The organism is Faecalibacterium sp. I4-1-79, assembly GCF_023347235.1.
GTDB classification, from domain to species: domain Bacteria; phylum Bacillota; class Clostridia; order Oscillospirales; family Ruminococcaceae; genus Faecalibacterium; species Faecalibacterium tardum.
The window spans coordinates 2,166,680-2,188,438 of the sequence record NZ_CP094467.1 but is presented as its reverse complement, the minus strand read 5'-3'; the positions used below and the strand labels follow the sequence as shown (position 1 = coordinate 2,188,438).

The following is a 21,759-nucleotide window of genomic DNA, read 5'->3' as shown; positions in this document are numbered from 1 at the left end:
AACATGGAAAAGAGCTATTCTGAAAGCTACGCCGCAGCAGGCGTGGACATTACCGCCGGTTACCGCTCTGTGGAGCTGATGAAGCAGTATGTCGCCCGTACCATGAACGAGCACTGCATCGGCGGCTTGGGCGGCTTTGGCGGCCTGTTTGAGCTGGACTGCACCGGCTACAAGCATCCGGTGCTGATCTCCGGCACCGATGGCGTGGGCACCAAGCTGAAGGTAGCCATGATCATGGATAAGCACGATACCATTGGTATCGACTGCGTGGCCATGTGCGTCAACGATGTCATTTGCGCCGGTGCAAAGCCGCTGGTGTTCCTGGATTACATCGCCTGCGGCCGCAACGTGCCGGAAAAGATCGCCAACATCGTCAAGGGCGTGGCCGAGGGCTGCGTGCAGGCCGATTGCGCTCTGGTGGGCGGCGAAACTGCTGAGCACCCGGGCATGATGCCAGAGGACGAGTACGATCTGGCCGGCTTCACCGTAGGCGTTGTGGACAAGGAGAAGATCCTGAACAACGAGACCATGGCAGCCGGTGACGTGATCCTCGCCTTGCCCTCCACCGGTGTGCACTCCAACGGCTTCTCGCTGGTGCGCAAGGTGTTCAACATCGACGCCGACCCCGATGTGCTGTTCTCCACCCCCGCCGAGCTGGGCGGCAAGACCCTTGGCGAGACGCTGCTGGCTCCCACCAAGATCTACGTCAAGCCCGTGCTGAAGGTGCTGGAAGAGGTGCAGGTCAAGGGCATCTCCCACATCACCGGCGGCGGCTTCTACGAGAATATCCCCCGCAGCCTGAAAAAGGGCTGCTGCGCCCGCATCAACAAGGCAGACGTGCGCACCCCCGCCCTGTTCCACCTGATGCAGAAGGTGGGCGGCATCTCCGAGCACGATATGTTCAACACCTTCAACATGGGCGTGGGCATGGTGCTCACCGTGCCCGCCGAGCAGGCCGACAAGGCACTGGAGATCCTGCACGCCAACGGCGAGCCGGAGGCTTACCGTCTGGGCGTCATCGCAGAAGGTGAGGGCGTGGAGCTGTGCTGAACATTGCCGTGTTAGTGTCCGGCGGCGGCACCAATCTGCAGGCGCTGCTGGACAGCGAGGCCCGGGGCGAGAACCCCAATGGTAAAATTACGCTGGTAGTGGCCTCCAAGCCCGGCGTCTTTGCGCTGGAACGCGCCGCAAAGGCGGGCGTAGAGGGCTGCGTGGTGCGCCGCAAGGACTACGCTGCCAGCGAGGAATTTGACGCTGCGCTGCTGGAAACGCTGCGGGCGCACAAGATCGATCTGGTGGTGCTGGCAGGCTTTCTGTCCGTGCTGGGCCCCAGCGTCATCGCGGCCTATCCGCGCCGCATCCTGAACGTGCACCCGGCGCTGATCCCTTCCTTCTGCGGGCCGGGAATGTACGGCCTGCGTCCCCATGAGGCTGCACTGGCTCGTGGCTGCAAGGTGACCGGCGCCACCGTCCACTTTGTCAACGAGGAGTGCGACGGCGGGCCCATCCTGCTGCAAAAGGCCGTGGACATCCTGCCCGGCGACACCCCCGAGGTGCTGCAAAAACGGGTGATGGAGCAGGCTGAATGGAAGCTGCTGCCCAAGGCGGTAGCTATGGTGTGCAGCGGAGAGATCTGCTGAAAGCTTGCAGAGCGTTGTTCTTGCCTCTCCCTTTGGGAGAGGTGGCACGGCGTAAGCCGTGACGGAGAGGGCGGGGAAGTTGCCTCCGCAAAGAGGTTCGCCCTCTCAGGCGCTGACGCGCCAGCTCCCCCAAAGGGGGAGCCGAGAGTTGCTCTTTGAAAACAAAAATGCAAGGGAGAACAACAATGGAAAAGATCAACCTGAACGAGTATCTGGCCTCCAACGAGTACCCCGGCCGCGGCATTGCTGTGGCAATGGCTCCGGACGGACGGCAGATGTTTATCGGCTACTTTATCATGGGACGCAGCGAGAACAGCCGCAACCGCGTGTTTGACCCCGTGCCCGAGCGCGGCGGCATCTGCACCGTGGCGGCAGACCCCGCAAAGCTGGAGGATCCCAGCCTGATCATTTATAACCCGGTGCTGACCCTTGGCAAGACCCATATCGTGACCAACGGCGACCAGACCGACACCATTTTTGACCTGATGAGTCAGGGCAAGAGCTTTGCAGACGCCCTGCGCACCCGCACCTTTGAGCCGGACTGCCCCAACTACACCCCCCGCATCTCCGCGGTGGTGTACGCCGACGGCAGCTACCAGATGAGCATCCTCAAGTCTGCCGATGGCAACGGCGACAGCGTGCAGCGCTATTTCTTTGATTACCCCCAGCCCGTTGCAGGCGAGGGCCACTTCATCAGCACCTACAAGCACAACGGCAACCCCATCCCCAGCTTTGAGGGTGAGCCTTTGCGCTTTGCCTGCCCCCGCACCATCGGCGATTTTGCCCACGATATGTGGAGCAGCCTGAATCTGGACAATAAGGTGAGCCTGTTTGCTCGGGTCATCGATCTGGATACCGGCGAGAGCGGCGATATGATCTTTAATAAATATGATCCGGTGTGCAGCGACCTTGACGACCCTGAGGAGCCGGAACTGCTGCCCGAGGAACTGGAACTGCTCAAAAAGCTTGACGCCGAGGAAGAATAAGAGTAAACCTTAGGATATAAGGAGGATGCACCAATGAATGAACTCGCACTGAAGTACGGCTGCAACCCCAACCAGAAGCCCAGCCGCATTTATATGGAAGATGGCTCCGACCTGCCCGTTACCGTGCTGAACGGCAAGCCCGGCTACATCAACTTTCTGGATGCCCTCAACTCCATCCAGCTGGTCAAAGAACTGAAAACCGCCTGCGGTCTGCCCGCAGCGGCCTCCTTCAAGCACGTTTCCCCGGCGGGCGCAGCACTGGGTCTGCCCCTGACCGAGGTGGAGCGCCGGATGTACCACATTGCCCCGGAGACCGAGCTTTCTCCGCTGGCCTGTGCTTATGCCCGCGCCCGCGGCGCAGACCGGATGTCCTCCTTCGGCGACTGGATCGCCCTGTCCGACATCTGCGATGTGCCCACCGCAAAGCTGATCCAGCACGAAGTCTCTGACGGTATCATCGCCCCGGGCTACGAGCCGGAGGCACTGGCCATCCTGTCCGGCAAAAAGAAGGGCAACTACAATGTGGTCGCCATTGACCCCGCCTATAAGCCCGCTCCCATCGAGCACAAGCAGGTGTACGGCATCACCTTCGAGCAGGGCCGCAACGAGCTGGTCATCAACGCCGACACCATGCTGAACAACTGGGTCACCGAGAATAAGAATGTGACCGAGGAGCAGAAGCGCGACCTCGTCATTGCTCTCATCACCCTGAAGTACACCCAGTCCAACAGCGTGTGCTACACCTATAATGGTCAGACCATCGGCGTGGGCGCCGGCCAGCAGAGCCGCATCCACTGCACCCGTCTGGCCGGTCAGAAGGCCGACAACTGGCAGCTGCGCCACATGGACAAGGTGCTGGATCTGCCCTTCCGTGACGATGTGGCAAAGCCCAACCGCGACAACGCCATTGATGTTTACATCGGCGATACCCCGGAGGACGTCATCGGTGATGATGTCTGGGCAGAGACCTTCACCCGCCAGCCCGAGCCGCTGACCGCCGAGGAAAAGAAGGCTTACCTCAGCAAGGTGACCGGTGTCTGCCTTGGTTCGGACGCCTTCTTCCCCTTCGGTGACAACATCGAGCGCGCCCGCCGCTCCGGCGTGACCGCCATCGTGCAGCCCGGCGGCTCCATCCGCGACCAGCAGGTCATCGATACCTGCAACAAGTACGGCATCGCCATGGCCTTCTGCGGCCTGCGGCTGTTCCATCACTAAGGAAAAAAGGAACGAACCCTCTCAGTCACCTGACGGCGACAGCTCCCCCGAGGGGGGAGCTTTATGCGGGAAAACGGGCAGGAATGCTCCATCCGTTGAACGCAGTACCTGTCGTCAGCGGAAAAGCTCCCCCTTTCGGGGGAGCTGGCATTGCGCAGCAATGACTGAGAGGGTCATTCAAAAACGGGAAGGTGAATGATATGGCTGAAAAAATCTTGGTAGTGGGCGGCGGCGGCCGCGAGCACGCCATCATCAAGGCACTGAAAAAGAGCCCCGACTGCGGCGAGATCTGGTGCGCACCGGGCAACGGCGGCATCAGCTATGACGCTAAGTGCAAAAACATCAAGGCCACCGATGTGGATACCATGGTGGGCTTTGCAGTGGAAGAAAAGTTTGATTACGTTGTAGTGGCGCAGGACGACCCCCTTGCACTGGGCATGGTGGACGCACTGGCAAAGGTGGGCATCCCCGCCTTTGGCCCGGACAAGGCCGCTGCCCGCATCGAGGCTTCCAAGGTGTTCTCCAAGGACCTGATGAAGAAATACGGCATCCCCACCGCAAAGTACGAGACCTTCGATGACCCCGCAAAGGTCATGGATTACATCCGCGCCGAGGGCAAGTACCCGGTGGTCATCAAGGCAGACGGCCTTGCACTGGGTAAGGGCGTGCTCATCTGTGAAAATGAGCAGCAGGCCGCTGATGGCGTCAAGGAGATCATGCTGGACAAAAAGTTCGGCGCATCCGGCAACCATGTGGTGGTGGAAGAGTTCCTCACCGGGCCGGAGGTCAGTGTGCTGAGCTTTACGGACGGCAAGGTGGTCAAGCCCATGGTCTCCAGCATGGACCATAAGCGCGCCAACGACCACGACACCGGTCTGAACACCGGCGGTATGGGCACCATCGCCCCCAACCCCTACTATACCCCGGAGGTGGCTGCGGAGTGCATGGAAAAGATCTTCCTGCCCACCATCCGCGCCATGAACGCCGAGGGCTGCCCCTTCAAGGGCTGTTTGTACTTCGGCCTCATGCTCACCCCGGACGGCCCCAAGGTCATCGAGTATAACTGCCGCTTCGGCGACCCCGAAACGCAGGTGGTGCTGCCGTTGCTGGAAAGCGACCTGCTGCACATCATGCAGGCCTGCACCGACGGCACGCTGGCAGAGCAGGAGGTCAAGTTCTCCGATGGTGCTGCGGCCTGCGTGATTCTGGCCTCCGGCGGCTACCCCGTGGCCTATGAGAAGGGCAAGCCCATCTCCGGCCTTGTGGATGGTCAGCTGCCCGGCGAGGAGAACGTGACGGTGTACCACTCCGGCACTGCCATCACCGAGGACGGCCAGCTTGTGACCAACGGCGGCCGCGTGCTGGGCGTTACCGCCACCGGCCCGCGCCTGACCAACGCCCTGAGCCACGCCTATGAAGCGACCGAGAAGATCAGCTTTGAAAAGCTGCATAAGCGCAGCGATATCGGCCTGCGTGCCCTGAAAGCGCTGGCAGAGAAGCAGTAAGAAAGAATACCCTCTCAGTCGCCTGCGGCGACAGCTCCCCCGAGGGGGGAGCTTTATGCGAGAAAATGGATGAGCCTATGCTTTCCATCGAACGCAGTACTTTCCGTCAGCAGAAAAAGCTCCCCCTTTCGGGGGAGCTGGCACGGCGCAAGCCGTGACTGAGAGGGTCGGTTCAAAGAATACAAAGGGGGAACCTACCCAATGGTCTATCGTATTTATGTGGAAAAAAAGCCCGGCTTTGATGTCGAGGCAAACGGTCTGAAAAACGAACTCACCAGCCTGCTGGGCATCAAGGACCTGACCGGTCTGCGCCTGCTGAACCGCTACGATGTGGAAGGCATCGATGAGGCACTGTTCAACCAGTGCGTCAGCACCGTATTCAGCGAGCCGCCGGTGGATAACACCTACGCCGAACTGCCCGCTGCCGAGGGCGTGTCCTTCGCGGTGGAGTACCTGCCCGGTCAGTTCGACCAGCGCGCAGCATCTGCTGCCGAGTGCATCCAGCTCATCAGTCAGGGCGAGCGCCCGCTGGTGCGCTCTGCCCGCGTCTATCTGCTGGAGGGTGCTCTGACCCCCGAGCAGGTGGCCGAGATCAAAAAGTATGTCATCAACCCCGTGGAAGCCCGCGAGGCTTCTCTGGAGACCAAAGAGACCCTGAAGATGGAGTACCCCGTGCCCACTGCCGTGGCAGTGCTGGAGGGCTTCAACCAGCTGGATGAGGCAGGTCTTGCCAAGTTCATCGAGGAAAAGGGTCTGGCCATGGATCTGGGGGATATCAAGTTCTGTCAGGAGTACTTCCGCACCGAGCAGCGCGACCCCACCATCACCGAAATCAAGATGATCGATACCTACTGGTCCGATCACTGCCGCCACACCACCTTCGGCACCATTCTGGACGATGTGCAGATCGACGATGCTGTGGTGCAGGAGGCCTTTGACCGCTACATGGCGATGCGCACCGAGCTGGGCCGCGAGAACAAGCCCCGCTGCATGATGGATCTTGCCACCATTGGTGCCAAGGAGCTGAAGAAGCAGGGCATCCTGAAGAATCTGGACGAGTCTGAGGAGATCAACGCCTGCACCGTTAAGATCAAGTGTGACGTCAACGGCAAGGATGAGGACTGGCTGTTCCTGTTCAAGAACGAGACCCACAACCACCCCACCGAGATCGAGCCCTTCGGCGGCGCTGCCACCTGCATCGGCGGTGCCATCCGCGACCCGCTGTCCGGCCGCAGCTACGTCTATCAGGCTATGCGCGTCACCGGCGCAGGCGACCCGCTCAAGCCGGTCAGCGAGACCATGCCCGGCAAGCTGCCCCAGCGCAAGCTGGTCACCACCGCAGCCGCCGGTTACTCCTCCTACGGCAACCAGATCGGTCTGGCTACCGGTCAGGTGGACGAGATCTACCACCCCGGCTACGTGGCAAAGCGCATGGAGATCGGCGCTGTTGTGGGCGCTACCCCTGCCTCCCACGTCCGCCGCGAGTGCCCCGCTCCCGGCGATGTGATCGTGCTGCTGGGCGGCCGCACCGGCCGTGACGGCATCGGCGGTGCTACCGGTTCCTCCAAGGCGCACAAGCTGGACAGTCTGGAGCACTGTGGTGCCGAGGTGCAGAAGGGCAATGCGCCCATCGAGCGCAAGCTGCAGCGCCTGTTCCGCCGCGAGGATGCCTGCAAGATGATCAAACGCTGCAATGACTTTGGTGCCGGCGGCGTTTCCGTTGCCATCGGTGAGCTGGCCGACGGCCTGTACATCGACCTGAACAAGGTCACCAAGAAGTACGAGGGTCTGGACGGCACCGAGCTGGCCATCAGCGAGAGCCAGGAGCGCATGGCTGTGGCCCTTGCCCCGGAGGATGTGGACAAGTTCATCGCCATTGCCACCGAGGAGAACCTCGAGGCTACCCCTGTGGCGAAGGTCACTGAGGAAAAGCGCCTGAACATGGTGTGGAACGGCGTTTCCATCGTGAACATCAGCCGCGAGTTTTTGAACTCCAACGGTGCTGAAAAGCACCAGAACGTCCATGTGGAAAAGGGCAGCGTCTGGCAGCCCCAGTGGGCCGGCCTGACCTTCAGCCAGAAGATGAAGTCCATGGTGGGCGATCTGAACGTCTGCAGCAAGAAGGGCCTTTCCGAGCGGTTCGACTCCACCATCGGCGCTGCCACCGTGCTCATGCCCTTTGGCGGTGCATACCAGCTGACCCCCCAGAACGCTATGGTAGCCAAGCTGCCGGTGGACGGCGAGACCACCACCTGCTCCGGCATGGCATGGGGCTACAACCCCTATCTGATGAGCGCCAACCAGTATGTGGGTGCACGGATGGCTGTTATTGAGAGTGTGACCAAGCTGGTAGCCACCGGCTTCCGCTACGAGGACGCTTACCTGACCTTCCAGGAGTACTTCGAGCGTCTGGGCAACAAGCCCGAGCGCTGGGGCAAGCCGCTGGCTGCCCTGCTGGGCGCACTGGATGCACAGATCGGTCTGGGCATTGCTTCCATCGGCGGCAAGGACAGTATGTCCGGCTCCTTTGAGCAGCTGGATGTGCCTCCTACGCTGGTGTCCTTTGCCACTGCCATCGGCAAGGCAAGCCGCGTAGTTTCTACCGAGTTCAAGAAGCCTGAGAGCACCGTGGTGCTCGTGCGGCCCATCATCGACCCGGAGACCGGCTGCCCCAACTTCTTCTCCCTGAAGGCAAACTACAAGATCGTGGAGAACATGATCGAGGAGGGCATGGTCGCCTCTGCCTGCTCCGTGGGCTACGGCGGCATTGCCGAGGCACTGTTCAAGATGGGTCTGGGCAACCGCATCGGCTTCAAGATGCGTGCAGATATGACCACCCACCAGATGTTCGAGCCTATGTACGGCTCCATCATTCTGGAAATGGTGTCCGATTCTCCCGCCGGTATGCTGCTGGGCGAGACCACCAAGGAGTACACCTTTGAATCCTGCGGCGAAAAGCTGGATATGGCCGAGCTGCAGGAGATCTGGGAGAGCAAGCTGGAGCCTGTGTACCCCTACCGCAAGGCCGGCCCTGCCGTGGAGAAGATCAACGGCAGCCTGACCGCTCCCGCTGCACCCAAGATCGGTGTGGCAAAGCCCAAGGTCATCATCCCGGTGTTCCCCGGCACCAACTGCGAGTACGACACCGCCAAGGCCTTTGCCCGCGCCGGTGCCGACCCCGAAATTCTGGTGGTGCGCAACCTGACCCCCGCCGACGTTGCCGAGAGCTGCGAGGCGCTGGTCAAGGCCATTGACGCAAGCCAGATCGTCATGCTGCCCGGCGGATTCTCCGGCGGCGACGAGCCGGACGGCAGCGCCAAGTTCATCGCCTCCTTCTTCCGCAATCCTGCGGTCACCGAGGCTGTGCGCCGTCTGCTGCAGCAGCGCGACGGCCTGATGCTGGGTATCTGCAACGGCTTCCAGGCACTGATCAAGCTGGGTCTTGTGCCCTACGGCGATATCCGCCCCATCACCGCCTGCGACCCCACCCTGACCTTCAACACCATCGGCCGTCACCAGAGCATGCTGGTGCATACCCGCGTGGCTTCCACCGGCAGCCCGTGGCTCAGCAAGTGTGAGGTGGGCGAGATGCACACCATCGCCATCAGCCACGGCGAGGGCCGCTTTGTGGCTCCGCAGGAGGTGCTGGACACCATGCTGCGCAACGGTCAGGTGGCTACCCAGTATGTAGACCTTGCCGGCGTGCCCACCATGGATCAGAGCTTCAACCCCAACGGCTCTGTGCTGGCTATCGAGGGCATCACCAGCCCGGACGGTCGCGTGTTCGGCAAGATGGGTCACTCCGAGCGCAGCGGCGAATACCTGTACAAGAACGTCACCGGCGATAAATACCAGCCGATCTTTGAGGGCGGCGTGGACTATTTCAAGGTTTGATGGTAGAATAAGAAGAAAACCCTCTCCGTCACGCCTGCGGCGTGCCACCTCCCCCGAAAGGGGGAGGTTTTCCGGTGCTGACCCGCAGAGCGCAAAAAGCTCCCCCCTCGGGGGAGCTGGCGAGCAAAGCGAGACTGAGAGGGTTATTTTCAGGAGGAAAACAACCAATGTCACAGCATGATCGCTATATCAGCCCTTTTTCCACCCGCTACGCTTCCGATGAGATGCAGTACATCTTCTCGGACGACAACAAGTTCCGCACATGGCGGCGGCTGTGGGTGGCACTGGCTCGTGCCGAAATGGATCAGGGTCTGACCAACATCACCCCGGACATGGTAGCCGAGCTGGAAGCCCATGTGGACGATATCAACTACGAAGTGGCCATCGAGCGGGAAAAGCTGGTGCGCCACGACGTGATGAGCCACGTCTACGCCTACGGTCAGCAGTGCCCCAAGGCAGCCGGTATCATCCATCTGGGTGCCACCAGCTGCTATGTGGGCGATAACACCGACATCATCGTGATGCGGCAGGGTCTTGAGCTGGTGCGCAAAAAGCTGGTGGGTGTGCTGGCAAAGCTGGCACACTTTGCCAAGGAGTACAAAGATATGCCCTGCATGGCCTACACCCACTGCCAGCCCGCACAGCCCACCACTGTGGGCAAGCGCGCTACCCTGTGGGCCAACGAGCTGGTGATGGATCTGGCTGAGATCGACCATCGTCTGGCTACCCTGCAGCTGCGCGGTGTCAAGGGCACCACCGGCACGCAGGCTTCCTTCATGGAGCTGTTCAAGGGCGATGCCGACAAGATCCGCGCCGTGGATGCTTCCATTGCAAAGGAGATGGGCTTTGACCCCAAGGCTGTTGTGCCGGTGTCCGGTCAGACTTACAGCCGCAAGGTGGATGCCTTTATCCTGAACGCACTGGCCGGTATTGGCCAGAGCTGCATGAAGTTTGCCACCGACCTGCGCCTGCTGGCGAACTTCAAGGAGATGGAGGAGCCCTTTGAGAAGAACCAGATCGGTTCTTCCGCTATGCCCTATAAGCGCAACCCCATGCGCTGCGAGCGCATCTGCGCCCTTGCCCGCTACCTGATGGTGGATGTACTGAACCCCAGCTTTACCACCGGCACCCAGTGGTTTGAGCGCACGCTGGACGACAGCGCCAACAAGCGCGTGGCTATGGCCGAGGGCTTCCTTGCCACTGACGCCATCCTGAACATCATGCTCAACGTTACTGATGGTCTGGTGGTGTACCCCAAGGTGGTACGCAGCCGCCTGATGGCGGAGCTGCCCTTCATGGCCAGTGAGAACATCATGATGCAGGCTGTGGAAAAGGGCGGTAACCGTCAGGAACTGCACGAGCGTCTGCGCCAGCACGCCATCGCCGCCGGTAAGCAGGTCAAGGAAGAGGGTCTGCCCAACGATATGGTGGACCGCATTGCCGCAGACCCGGCCTTTGGCCTGACCCGCGAGGAGATCGTGGCGGGGCTTGTGCCGGAAAACTTTGTGGGCCGTGCACCCCAGCAGGTGGAGGAGTTTATCGCCAACGTCCTGCAGCCCATTTTCGATGCTGACCCCGAGGATGTAGAGCAGCACGCCTCCCTGAGCGTCTGATGACAGTATAAATTGCAAAAAGGAGAAGCCCGCGGGCTTCTCCTTTTTTGCGTTTGTGCCTTGCACGATTTTGTCTGTCATGTTACACTGAGGGCATCATCAACAAAGGAGAACCGCTTATGCGTTTGGATAAATATCTGGCCGAGACTGCCCAGTGCACCCGCAGCGAGGCCAAAACCATGCTGGCAAAGGGCCGCGTGCAGGTAAACGGCGCGGTGTGCAAAAAAGGGGACACCCAGCTGAAATGTACCGACACCGTGGCTGTGGACGGCGCGCCGCTGCGCTATCAGAAGTTCGTCTATCTCATGCTCAATAAGCCCGAGGGGGTGGTGAGCGCCTCTACCGATAAGCGGGACACCACCGTGGTTGATCTGGTAGGGGATGCCTACCCCCGGCGGGAGCTGTTCCCGGCCGGGCGGCTGGATAAGACCAGCACCGGCTTTGTGCTGCTGACCGATGACGGCGGCTTTGCCCACGATATCCTGTCCCCGCGGCACCATGTTTCCAAGACCTACACCGTGACCATCGACACGCCCCTCACGCAGGAGATGTGCACCGGCTTTGCGGCGGGGGTCACGCTGGCGGACGGCACCGCTCTTTCGCCCGCCGAGGTGACCGCCCTTTCCCCGGACGGATGCACCGTGCGGGTAGTGCTGCGGCAGGGGGTGTACCATCAGATCAAACGGATGTTCGGCGTGTACGGTGCCGGGGTGAATGCTTTGCACCGGGAGGCCATTGGCGGCCTTGCACTGGATGCACAGCTTGCGCCGGGGCAGTGGAGGGAGCTTTCTGACGAAGAAGTGGCAAAAATTACCAGATAAAATGCTGTGCTTTTCACGCGGTTTTCAAAAATGTATCACATTTTATCGGTAAAATAACGGTAAGAACCACGCAAAAAGGCACTTTTTTGGCAAAAAATGGCCCCGAAAGATAATTTCAACAAGAAAGAATTATTTTTTTTGTTGAAAACTGTTGCAAAAGTAAATTCTTTTGTGTAAAATATAGATTGTAATGCGGCTAAATTGTTTAAAATCACAACCCATGCCGCCGCGGCTTGCACAAACGAGGAAAAGGGGTATCCATTTATGGCCAATAGAGTATTTCAAAGCGTGATCTACCAGATGAAGGACGCAATCAATCGGGTGGTCGGCGTTGTGGATGAGACCGGCGCTGTCATTTCCTGCTCGGAGCTGAACCTGATCGGCGAGGTGCGCGAGGGCTATATGGCCGAGCGTCTGACCGCAGGCGACCGCTTTGTGCGCGACGGCTATACTTACCAGCAGTTCTCCAACGCCAAGCATAACGATTATGCCGTGTTCGTGGAGGGCGCCGACGAGACTGCAGGGCAGTTTGCCGGTGTACTGGCCATCAGCCTGCAGAGCATCAAGCAGTACCACGACGAAAAGTTCGACAAGTCCAACTTTATCAAGAACGTGGTGCTGGACAACATCCTGCCCGGCGATATCTACGCTAAGGCACGGGAGCTGCACTTTGCCACCGATGTTTCCCGCGTGGTGTTCATTGTGCGAGTGATCAGTGGCGGCGATATCTCTGCCTACGATGTGGTCAGCAGCCTGTTCCCCGATAAGCAGAAGGACTTTGTGTTCAATATCAGCGAGACCGACACCGTGCTGGTCAAGGAGATCCGCAAGGGCATCGACCGCACCGATATGGAAAAGCTGGCTGCCAGCATCGTGGATACCCTCTCCGGCGAGCACTACATCAAGGCCGTGGTTGGCATTGGTACCCCCATTGCCAACGTGAAGGATCTGGCTACCTCCTTTAAGGAAGCCCAGATCGCCATGGAAGTGAGCAAGGTGTTCGATACCGAAAAGCAGATCATCCGCTACGATAATCTGGGCATTGCACGTCTGATCTACCAGCTGCCCACTACCGTGTGTGAGATGTTCCTGCGCGAGGTGTTCAAGCAGGGCAGCATCGAAAGCCTGGATCAGGAGACCCTGTTCACCATCCAGCGCTTCTTCGAGAATAACCTGAATGTGTCCGAGACCAGCCGCGGCCTGTTTGTGCACCGCAATACGCTGGTGTATCGTCTGGAAAAGATCAAGAAACTGACCGGCCTGGATCTGCGTGAGTTCGACGACGCTATCGTCTTTAAGGTAGCGCTGATGGTAAAGAAGTACCTGTCCAACAACCCGGCCAAATACTGATATTCCGCTGTGCGGGTTTTGCCCCGCCGGCGCCGAACCGGCCGCTCGAAACCGATGCTGGCCGGTTCTTTTTGCAGTGTTGGCTGCGGACGGGTTGTCTTGACCGTCAAAAATCTTGATGTCAGGAGCGAATACGATTCCATGATCGATTTTGAACACGTTTCCAAAGAATATAAAAAGGGGGGCCGCCTTGCGCTGGAGGATATCAACTTCCATGTGGATGAAGGCGAGTTCGTCTTTCTGCTGGGTCACTCCGGCGCGGGCAAATCCACCCTGCTCAAGCTGATCCTGCGGGAGACTTTGCCTACCTCCGGCAAGGTGACCGTGCTGGGCAAGGACGTTGCCAAGCTGCGCCGCCACAAGATCCCTTACCTGCGCCGTCAGATGGGCATCATCTTTCAGGATTTCCGGCTGATCCCCAGCATGACCGTGTACGAGAACGTGGCCTTTGCCATGCACGTGCTCAACGTGCCCCGCAAGGAGATCCGTCCCCGCGTGGAGTACATTCTGGAGCTGGTGCATCTGGAGGATAAGGCCAAGTGCTACCCGGATACCCTTTCCGGCGGCGAGCAGCAGCGTGTGGCTGTGGCGCGTGCGCTGGTGCATAACCCCAAGCTGGTCATCGCGGACGAGCCCACCGGCAACATTGACCCGGAACTGAGCTTGGAAATGATGCAGCTGCTGGAGCGGGTGAGCAAAATGGGCATCACGGTGCTGGTGGTCACCCACGAGCACGAGCTGGTGCACCGTTTCCATCAGCGTGTGGTCACCCTGAGCCATGGGCGCATCGTCTCGGATGTGCCCGCAGACCCTGTGGCTGCCGCCGAGGACGATCTTTCGCTGGATGTTGCCGCCTTTGATGCGGACGATGCGTCCGCTGCCAAAAAGGAGGTGGCTGCCGTATGATGCGACCCTCTACTTTCTTTTTCCTTACCCGGCGTGGTGTGCGCAACTTGGGCAAGCACTGGGCTATGACCATTGCCTGTATCGCTTCTTTGAGTGTTTGTATGACCCTGAACATCTTTGCCAGCTTGGCCGAGGTGAATGTGGGCAGCATGGTGTCCTATCTGGGAAGCCAGAACGAGACAGTGGTCTATCTGGACCCCGAATGTGATGATGCCACCGCCGCGCAGGTAGGCGAGGCCCTTTCGGCTATGCCGGGGGTCAGCGGGGTGCAGTACGTTTCCAAGCAGGACGTGCTCGACACCTACCGCGGTTATATGCAGGATTATTCCTCCCTGTGGGATGAATTTGAGACCGACAACCCCTTTAAGGCCAACTACCGGGTCACCCTGAGCGACCTGACCCAGATGGAGCGCATGAGCGTGAAGATGCAGGCCATCCCGGGTGTTGTCAGCGTTACTGCCCCGGTGGAGATGACCAATATCTTTGTGGAGATCCAGAAAGCCGTCACCAAGGGCGGCCGCATGATCGTGCTGGTGCTGATGGTGGTCAGCATCATCACGGTGGGCAGCACCATCCGTCTGAGCGTTTTTGCCCGCCGCCGCGAGATTGAGATCATGAAGTATGTGGGTGCCACCAACCGCATGGTCACCCTGCCTTTCTTTGTGGAGGGCCTGACCATGGGTCTGATCTCCGGTATCCTGACCGCAGCGGTCAGCCTTGGCTGCTACACCTATGTGGTCAACGCTGCCGGTGGTCTGGGCGGCATCTGGCAGATGCTCATGGGCCGCGCACTGGTGCCGGTGGCAAACGTGCTGCCGACCATCGTGGTAACAAGCCTGCTCAGCGGTGCTATCGTAGGCGGCGTGGGCAGTATGTTCTCTATCCGCAAACATCTGAATGTGTGACCGAAAGGAGCCGCGTTTTATGAGTAAAGCAATGCACGCAAAGCCCTTCCGGCTCACAGGCCCTTATACCGCCCGGCACGCCCGGCCGGAAAGCCCCCGCAGCAAGCTGATCCGTGTGGTCAGCCTTGGGCTGGCCTGTGTCTGCCTGCTGCTGACAGCCACGGTGTACCCGGCCTCGGCAGCTACCAATAGCACCAGCATGGCCAGTTTGCAGACCAAGCTGGATAAGCTTTCCCAGTCTATCAATCAGCACAAAAAGGAACTTTCGGACGCCAAAAAGAAGGAATCTGCCGCAAAAGCGCTGGAAAGTGAGCTGAAAGAGCGGGTCACCGTCCTGCAGGATCAGATCAGCGTGCTGGGTGGGCAGATCGCTGCGGTGCAGAACAGCATTGGCGAGAAGGAACAGCAGATCGGCGTGATGCAGACCCAGATCACGGACAAGCAGACCCAGATCGAGGAAAAGCAGAACGAGATCGACGGTCAGTGGGATGATTTTAAAAAGCACATGGCTGCCATGCAGGAGCTGCGGGACGGCGGCAGTGTGGCTATGCTCAGCGCGGTGAACGACCTGTACGAGCTGCTTACCTTCAACGAGGTGATGCAGGATATCTCCATCAAGGACACCGAGATCATGAACAACATGAAGTCCGCCAAGCAGGAGCTGGAGGACGATAAAGCCGCGCTGGAAGAGCAGAAGGCTGGTCTGGAAGCCGAAAAGGCAGAGCTGCAAAGCCAGAAGAGTGAGTTGGACAGCCAGAACGCCCAGATGAAGGGCAAGCAGAGCGAGCTGAACAACAGCATCTCTGCGGCAAAACTTTCCGCTGCCGAGGCACAGGCGGCGCAGCAGAAGGCACAGGCAGCCATTGAATCCGACGAGTTGAACTACGAGGCCGTGAAAAAGGAGATCCAGAAGATGATCGCCGCAGCCTCTGCCAGCAAGCCGCAGCTGAGCTTTAGCGGTTTTGCCTGCCCGCTGAAGAGTTATAGCCGCATCTCCAGCGAGTACGGCTGGCGTAAAAACCCGGTCTCCGGCGTGAACAAGCTCCATGCCGGTATCGACTTTGCGGCAGCCGGCGGCACGCCTATCTATGCAGCCGCCAGCGGCTATGTGCAGGTGGCAGGCTGGTCTACCGGCGGCTATGGCAACTACGTTATCATCTACCACGGCAAAATGTCCGATGGCAATACCTATTCCACCCTGTACGCGCACATGCGCTCGGTGGCTACCAGTGCAGGCAAGTATGTGAAGCAGGGTGAACTGATCGGTTATGTGGGCACCACCGGCAATTCCACTGGCAACCACCTGCATCTGGAGGTGTGGAAGGGCGGCTCCAAGGCTAACGCCGTGAACCCCCGCAGCTGCATCCCCATCCCCCACAACTAACAAGCAACGCAAGGAGTCTGGTTGATCTATGAACGAACAAAAACGCAAGCGCGTGCTGCGCATCGGCTGTCTGGTTCTGGCAGGGGTGTTTGTACTCTCGCTGCTGGGCAGCATCCTTATGATGCTGCTGCTCTGACCGGAGGAAACAAACTATGAACCGTAAAATTTCTTTGGGTATGGCGGTCACTATCGTGATCCTTGCCATGACCGTGACCTTTTCCATCACGATGCTCATCGCCATGCGTCTGTTCGACAGCACGGTCAACAGCGTAAAAGAAAAGGAAAGTATGTACAACAAGATCGCTGAGGTGGACCGCTACGTCCGCAGCAACGATTACTACACCATCGATGAGGCCACCCTGTACGACCGCCTGACCGCCGGTTATCTGCTGGGCACGGGCGACAAGTACGCCCGCTACTACACCGCCAACGCCTACACCGAGCTGATGAACATCCAGGGCGGCAAGATTTTGGGTATCGGCGTGGAGCTTGGCATCGACCAGACCGGTTACGCCAAGGTCACCCGTGTTTACGACGGCTCTCCCGCACAGGAAGCAGGCATCGCCATGGGCGACTACATTACCACCGTAGGCGATACCGATGTCAAGAGCCTGTCCAGCGCAGATGCCGTGTACAAAGCCCTGCAGGGCGAGGCCGGCACTACCGTTACCGTGACATGGCTGGACAGCACTGCCGCCAGTAAAACGGCTGAGCTGACCCATTCCGGCTACACCAGCACCACCGTGGATTACCAGCTGCTGGACAATGTGGGCTATATCTACATCCGTCAGTTCGACGGCACTACGCCCAGCGAGCTGGACTACGCCCTGCGCACCCTGACCGCAAACGGCGCGGCCAGTCTGGTGTTTGACCTGCGGGATAACGGCGGCGGCATTCTGGAAGATGCTGTCAACTGCATTGACCTGATCGCCCCGGAGGGCACTGTGGCCTACGCCGAGGATAAAAATGGCAACCGCACCGTCATCGGCAGCAGCGATGCCGAAAGTGCCGTCAGCCTGCCGATGGTCTGTCTGGTCAACGGCAACACCGCCAGCGCAGCCGAGCTGTTCGCAGCCACCCTGCGCAACATGAACGGAGCCCGTCTGGTGGGTACCACCACCATGGGCAAGGGCACTATTCAAAGCAGCCCGCAGCGCCTGTCGGACGGCAGTGCCGTGGTCATCACGGTGGCAAAGCTGGTCTGCGGCGACGGCAGCTGCTTTGACGGCACCGGCCTGACGGTGGACGTGGAGCGCGCTCTGAGCACAGAGGAAGCGACGAACTTCTACGACTACACTCCCCAGACCGACCCGCAGGTACAGCGCGCTGTCAGCGCTGCCCAGCAGCTGAGCGGCACCACTACGCTGGCGGGCGCAAGCTCTGCCGCTGCAGCGGACAGTGCTGCTTCCTCTGCCGCAGCAGACGATACCGCCCCCGCAGAAGCTGCGGAGGGGGAGCCCGCCGAGGGTGAGACTGCCGCGTCTGAGCCGGAAACGGCTGCAAGCGCAGCGGAGTGAACCCCGCGATCCTGAACCATAAACACCAAAAAGGCTGCTGCGTTCTGCAACAGCCTTTTTCTGAGAAAGGAATTGACCCTATGCCGGAACTGACCGACCTTTCTGTGATCCGTGCCCTGTGCGAAAAATACGATTTTGCACTTTCTAAGGGCTTTGGGCAGAACTTTATCATCAACCCGGGCATCCCCACCAAGATCGTGGATGCCAGCGGGGTAGACAAGCGCTACGGTGTCATCGAGATCGGCCCCGGCATCGGTGTGCTGACCAAGGAGCTGGCTAAGCGCGCCGCTAAAGTGGTGTCCATTGAGGTGGACGAGCGTCTGCCGCCCCTGCTGGCCGAGACCATGGCTGGGGTGGACAATTTCAAGTTGGTGCTGCAGGATGTGCTGAAGGTGGACCTGAAAGCCCTCATCGCCGAGGAGTTCCCGGGAATGCCGGTGGCAGTGTGCGCAAACCTGCCCTACTACATCACCAGCCCCATCGTGATGAAGCTGCTGGGCGACCGCCTGCCCATCGAGAGCCTGACCGTCATGGTGCAGAAGGAAGCCGCCGACCGTCTGGCTGCGGTGCCTGGCACCCGCGCTTCCAGCGCCATCAGCTGCGCGGTGAACTACTACGCCACCTCCAAGCTGATGTTCACCGCTGCACCGGGCAGCTTTTACCCCGCCCCCAAGGTGACCAGCGCTGTGGTGCGCATGGATATCCGCCCCACCCCCGCTGTGCAGGTGGAGGACGAGGCGGGCTACTTTGCGCTGGTGCGTGCCGCCTTTGGGCAGCGCCGCAAGACCGCTGCCAATGCCATTGCAGGCGGGCTGAACCTGCCCAAGGAGAAGGTCATTGCTGCCATCGAATCCGCAGGCTTTGATGCCCGCATCCGCCCGGAAGCCCTGACGCTGGAGGACTTTGCAAAGATCCAGCAGGCACTGAGCTGAGCAAAAAAGCAGGATGGTCGGCGGGCAGTGGCTCACTGAAAAAAGAATGCAAATTGATATCTGTTCAACTAAACGTTGAGACTCCCTTCAACGTTTAGTATGTTCCAAATAAATGCGGGTCATCTTCGCCGGGGCGATACCGTTCAATGATTTCATGCCGGACAGTATCGACAAGGGCGTTGAGGTTTTGAATCCTCCATGGCGCGGTCAGCGTTGTTCATGGAGGTGCAGTTTTTAATGGTGTTGTAGCTGGGCCACAGTGCCTTGTTGTCCGTGGACAGGCCGGAGAGCTGCAGGCCGGTGTTGCCGTTGTTGTAGAAGTTCATCTTCCGTCTACGCCGCCGGACACGAGGTTGTCCATGCAGGCGTGCACAATGTTGTATTCAAGTTAACGTGGATTTCACGGTTTTACAAGAAAGACTTGGCAAAATAAAACAACTTTTGCGTTTGATATAAACTTTTTAAGGCATTATTGGGCAGAATTCCGGTAAACAAAGACAAAATAGGGGGAATGACCGTTCTAAACTTATATACTAGAATATGAATTTGGAGAAATTGGAGTCCTTTACTGCCCAAACTGCGGCAGACAACGACGGACTGACTGCGGCATTGCCAAGAAGGGTATTATTTTGTGAAATGCTGGGACGAATGCGCAGGCGTACCGGACTTTTTTGCGCCCTCGCGCGCCGGGCAAAAAAGAAATTTATTTTCATAGTTCTGCGGTAGGTAGGACGAAACTTTGTCAAATGCGTGAAATATCGCAGAAAAAATTGTGAAAAACAGCCAACGAATATCCCCTAAACGTGTTGATATTGAGAAAAAAGACGAAGGATTGTTTACAAAAGAATTACAGGCTGGTATACTTTGTAGTGGTAGATCCCTATGAGATCCGCAAAGAAACAAGAAAGGAAATACCGAACCGTGAATACCACCGCACCGCACGCCTTGAAAAAACGATTGCTGACCCTGATACTGAGCTTTGCTTTCCTGCTTACCTGTCTGCCCGCTGCATTGGCAGTGGACCTGAACGTGGACGCAGGTTTCTACTTCAAGCAGAGCCGGGGCGGCACCTGTACGCTGGCCTCCGCAGCCATGATGCTGCGCCGCCGTGCCTACTTTGACGGGCTGAGCGACTGGACGAACGTGACCGAGAACAGTGTGCGCTCCACAGCATGGGCCAACGGCCTTGCACACAGCTTTACATATAAGGAAATGCAGGTGGGCTACGCCACCCTGCCCTCCAGTCTGCAAAGCAAAACGGCGGTGTTGATCTCCCTGCTGGAGCAGCACCCGGAGGGCATCGTCCTCTACGACCGCACCCAGCCCCATGCGGTGCTGCTGACCGACTACACCAACGGTATTTTCTATTGCTCCGACCCGGCGGGGAACATCGGCTACGGCCGCATCCCCATTACCAGCTCCAGTGTGTCCATTGCAAGAGCATCCTGCTACTGGTACGTCACCGCAGATCACAACAGTGTGGCTGCACAGGCTGATGGGCTGCGGTTGGAGGGCGTGCGCTACCCGGTGAATATCCGCACCGGCAGCGGCATGGCATTGACCGGTACGGCCAACAGCGCCAGCGGCACCACTCTGACCAGCGTGCAGGTGGCTGTTTTGGACGCGGCGGACCAGACCGTGCAGAGCGCTGAGGCGCAGGTGAACGCCGCTGCCTTCTCGCTGAACACGCTGGACAGCCAGATCCGCTTTGGCGAACTGCCGGAGGGCAGCTACACCTACATGGTGCTGATGACCGACTCTACGGGTGAGAGCCTGTGCTTTGCCTCAGACTTCACGGTGTCCGGCAGCGCAAGCAGCACCCAGACCTACTGGTCGGTCAAGGATGCTGGGGGCACTAAGTTGCAGCAGACGGTCCAGCAGATGGAGACCACGGTAGAGACCGCCGCCGAGACCACCGTAAGCTGGTTTGCACAGCTGTTCGGCTGATAAAAGAATATAAATTTGGAGCCGCTGCACAAGGCAATGTGCAGCGGCTCCATTTGCGTAATTGCGTAATTTAGGACTTTATTTAAAATGAATTTTCCGCTTTGTTCTGCCGCTATTCCCCCTGCAGCTCCGTGCCGGGGTAGTAGTGCGCCAGAATGGTGCGGTAGTCTGCGCCCTGCTCTGCCAGTGCCTTTGCACCCCACTGGCTCATGCCTACGCCGTGACCGTAGCCCCTTGTGGTAAAGGAGAAGGTTCCGCTCTGGCAGACCACCGTAAAGCAGGCGCTGCGCAGCCCCAGTGCCTTGCGCAGGGCGGTACCCTGCACCGTCTGCCCGCAGACCGGCAGGCTGTCCACATAGCCGGAGGAGGTGAGCACCGGCGTGCCGAACCACTGCGCCTGTTGCGAAAGATCGGCGGCGATGCCAAGCCGCTCGGCCAGCAGCTGCTGTAATTGGGCGGCGGAAAGGTTCAGGGTGTATTCGTAGTTGTCGGCGGCGGTGTCGGTGCTGCTGTCCACCGGCACAAGATAGGGCAGGGCGGTGCCCCAGACGTTTTCGCTGGCCTCGGTGCGGCCATTGGACATGGCAAAGTAACTTGTCCCGGCGGGGGCATCCCCATAATACAACATCTGTGTCTGTACGGTATCCACCAGCGCGGAAAGCCGGGCGTAGTTGGCTGCGTAGGCAGTACCCCAGTAGCTGTGCAGCACTGCATCGGTCAGGCAGCCTTGCCGCCGGGCGGGGTCTGCGGTGAACCATGCGCCGTTTTCCCCGGTACTGTGGTCCCGGTGGTAGAGGGCATAGCTGTGCGCCGCCACTGCCTGCGCCTTCAGTGCTTCGTCCGGCCAGCTGACCGGCATCTCAGCGGCAACTGCTCCAATCAGGTACTCTCGCAACGGCAGTGTTACCGTCTGCCCGGTGCTCTGATCCATAAAGCAGACGGTAGCGGTCATGTCAGCAGGGGAGGGAGCTTCTTGCTCGCTGCTTTCCTCCGAGGCGGCAGAGGCCGCTTCGGCTGTGGACGGAGCGGCACTCTGCGCAAGGGTCATGCGGGCAAGACGGTAGGCAGCACACGGCAGGGCACAGCCCAGCACCAGCAGAACGGCGCACAGCAGCAAAAAGGAACGTTTCATACTAGACCTCCT

16 protein-coding genes and 1 pseudogene are annotated in these 21,759 nt (G+C 59.3%); 15 read left to right on the top strand and 2 right to left on the bottom strand.

Annotation, left to right across the window (positions count from 1 at the left end; all coding sequences use genetic code 11):
• Window positions 1–3 precede the first annotated feature (3 nt).
• The 14 genes from purM (at window position 4) to rsmA (ending at window position 18,668) form a co-directional block, all read left to right on the top strand.
• Complete coding sequence (gene purM / locus MTP36_RS10865) at window positions 4–1,050, top strand: phosphoribosylformylglycinamidine cyclo-ligase (protein WP_249250253.1); 1,047 nt, start codon at window positions 4–6, stop codon at window positions 1,048–1,050.
• Window positions 1,044–1,640, top strand: a complete 597-nt coding sequence (gene purN / locus MTP36_RS10860; RefSeq protein ID WP_113992924.1) for a phosphoribosylglycinamide formyltransferase — start codon at window positions 1,044–1,046, stop codon at window positions 1,638–1,640. Before purM ends, purN begins: the two co-directional genes overlap by 7 nt.
• A 185-nt stretch (window positions 1,641–1,825) precedes the next feature.
• Window positions 1,826–2,626 (top strand): IMP cyclohydrolase, encoded by an 801-nt coding sequence (locus tag MTP36_RS10855; protein WP_117554064.1) that lies wholly within the window; start codon window positions 1,826–1,828, stop codon window positions 2,624–2,626.
• 33 nt (window positions 2,627–2,659) lie between these two features.
• Window positions 2,660–3,841 (top strand): phosphoribosylaminoimidazolecarboxamide formyltransferase, encoded by a 1,182-nt coding sequence (locus MTP36_RS10850; protein WP_249250251.1) that lies wholly within the window; start codon window positions 2,660–2,662, stop codon window positions 3,839–3,841.
• Window positions 3,842–4,041: 200 nt separating this feature from the next.
• The gene (purD, locus tag MTP36_RS10845) at window positions 4,042–5,346 is read left to right on the top strand and encodes a phosphoribosylamine--glycine ligase (RefSeq protein WP_249250250.1); all 1,305 of its coding nucleotides are present in this window, start codon (window positions 4,042–4,044) and stop codon (window positions 5,344–5,346) included.
• A gap of 201 nt (window positions 5,347–5,547) precedes the next feature.
• Window positions 5,548–9,240, top strand: coding sequence for a phosphoribosylformylglycinamidine synthase (locus MTP36_RS10840; protein WP_249250241.1), 3,693 nt, complete (start codon window positions 5,548–5,550; stop codon window positions 9,238–9,240).
• 167 nt (window positions 9,241–9,407) lie between these two features.
• Window positions 9,408–10,853, top strand: coding sequence for an adenylosuccinate lyase (gene purB / locus MTP36_RS10835; protein WP_015538205.1), 1,446 nt, complete (start codon window positions 9,408–9,410; stop codon window positions 10,851–10,853).
• A gap of 119 nt (window positions 10,854–10,972) precedes the next feature.
• The gene (locus MTP36_RS10830) at window positions 10,973–11,674 is read left to right on the top strand and encodes a pseudouridine synthase (protein WP_118658324.1); all 702 of its coding nucleotides are present in this window, start codon (window positions 10,973–10,975) and stop codon (window positions 11,672–11,674) included.
• A 264-nt stretch (window positions 11,675–11,938) separates the two neighbouring features.
• Window positions 11,939–13,024 (top strand): PucR family transcriptional regulator, encoded by a 1,086-nt coding sequence (locus MTP36_RS10825; RefSeq protein ID WP_005922289.1) that lies wholly within the window; start codon window positions 11,939–11,941, stop codon window positions 13,022–13,024.
• Between the two features lie 141 nt (window positions 13,025–13,165).
• Window positions 13,166–13,930, top strand: a complete 765-nt coding sequence (ftsE, locus tag MTP36_RS10820; protein WP_055185343.1) for a cell division ATP-binding protein FtsE — start codon at window positions 13,166–13,168, stop codon at window positions 13,928–13,930.
• Complete coding sequence (locus MTP36_RS10815; RefSeq protein ID WP_249250233.1) at window positions 13,927–14,835, top strand: cell division protein FtsX; 909 nt, start codon at window positions 13,927–13,929, stop codon at window positions 14,833–14,835. Before ftsE ends, MTP36_RS10815 begins: the two co-directional genes overlap by 4 nt.
• Before the next feature lie 19 nt (window positions 14,836–14,854).
• Window positions 14,855–16,219, top strand: a complete 1,365-nt coding sequence (locus MTP36_RS10810; protein WP_249250231.1) for a murein hydrolase activator EnvC family protein — start codon at window positions 14,855–14,857, stop codon at window positions 16,217–16,219.
• A gap of 152 nt (window positions 16,220–16,371) precedes the next feature.
• Window positions 16,372–17,736, top strand: a complete 1,365-nt coding sequence (locus MTP36_RS10805) for a S41 family peptidase (protein WP_249250229.1) — start codon at window positions 16,372–16,374, stop codon at window positions 17,734–17,736.
• 80 nt (window positions 17,737–17,816) lie between these two features.
• Window positions 17,817–18,668: a 16S rRNA (adenine(1518)-N(6)/adenine(1519)-N(6))-dimethyltransferase RsmA gene (gene rsmA / locus MTP36_RS10800; protein WP_055185336.1), complete on the top strand. Its 852-nt coding sequence runs from the start codon at window positions 17,817–17,819 to the stop codon at window positions 18,666–18,668.
• A gap of 109 nt (window positions 18,669–18,777) precedes the next feature.
• On the opposite strand, the pseudogene MTP36_RS16085 reads toward rsmA, so the two are convergent.
• Window positions 18,778–18,873 (bottom strand): annotated as a pseudogene (locus MTP36_RS16085) (helix-turn-helix domain-containing protein); the annotation flags it as partial.
• Between the two features lie 740 nt (window positions 18,874–19,613).
• Between MTP36_RS16085 and MTP36_RS10790 the strand changes: the two are divergent.
• Window positions 19,614–20,615, top strand: coding sequence for a hypothetical protein (locus MTP36_RS10790; RefSeq protein WP_249250212.1), 1,002 nt, complete (start codon window positions 19,614–19,616; stop codon window positions 20,613–20,615).
• A 112-nt stretch (window positions 20,616–20,727) separates the two neighbouring features.
• Here the strand turns inward: MTP36_RS10790 and spoIID are convergent, their stop codons facing one another.
• Window positions 20,728–21,747, bottom strand: a complete 1,020-nt coding sequence (gene spoIID / locus MTP36_RS10785; protein ID WP_249250210.1) for a stage II sporulation protein D — start codon at window positions 21,745–21,747, stop codon at window positions 20,728–20,730.
• Window positions 21,748–21,759 lie beyond the last annotated feature (12 nt).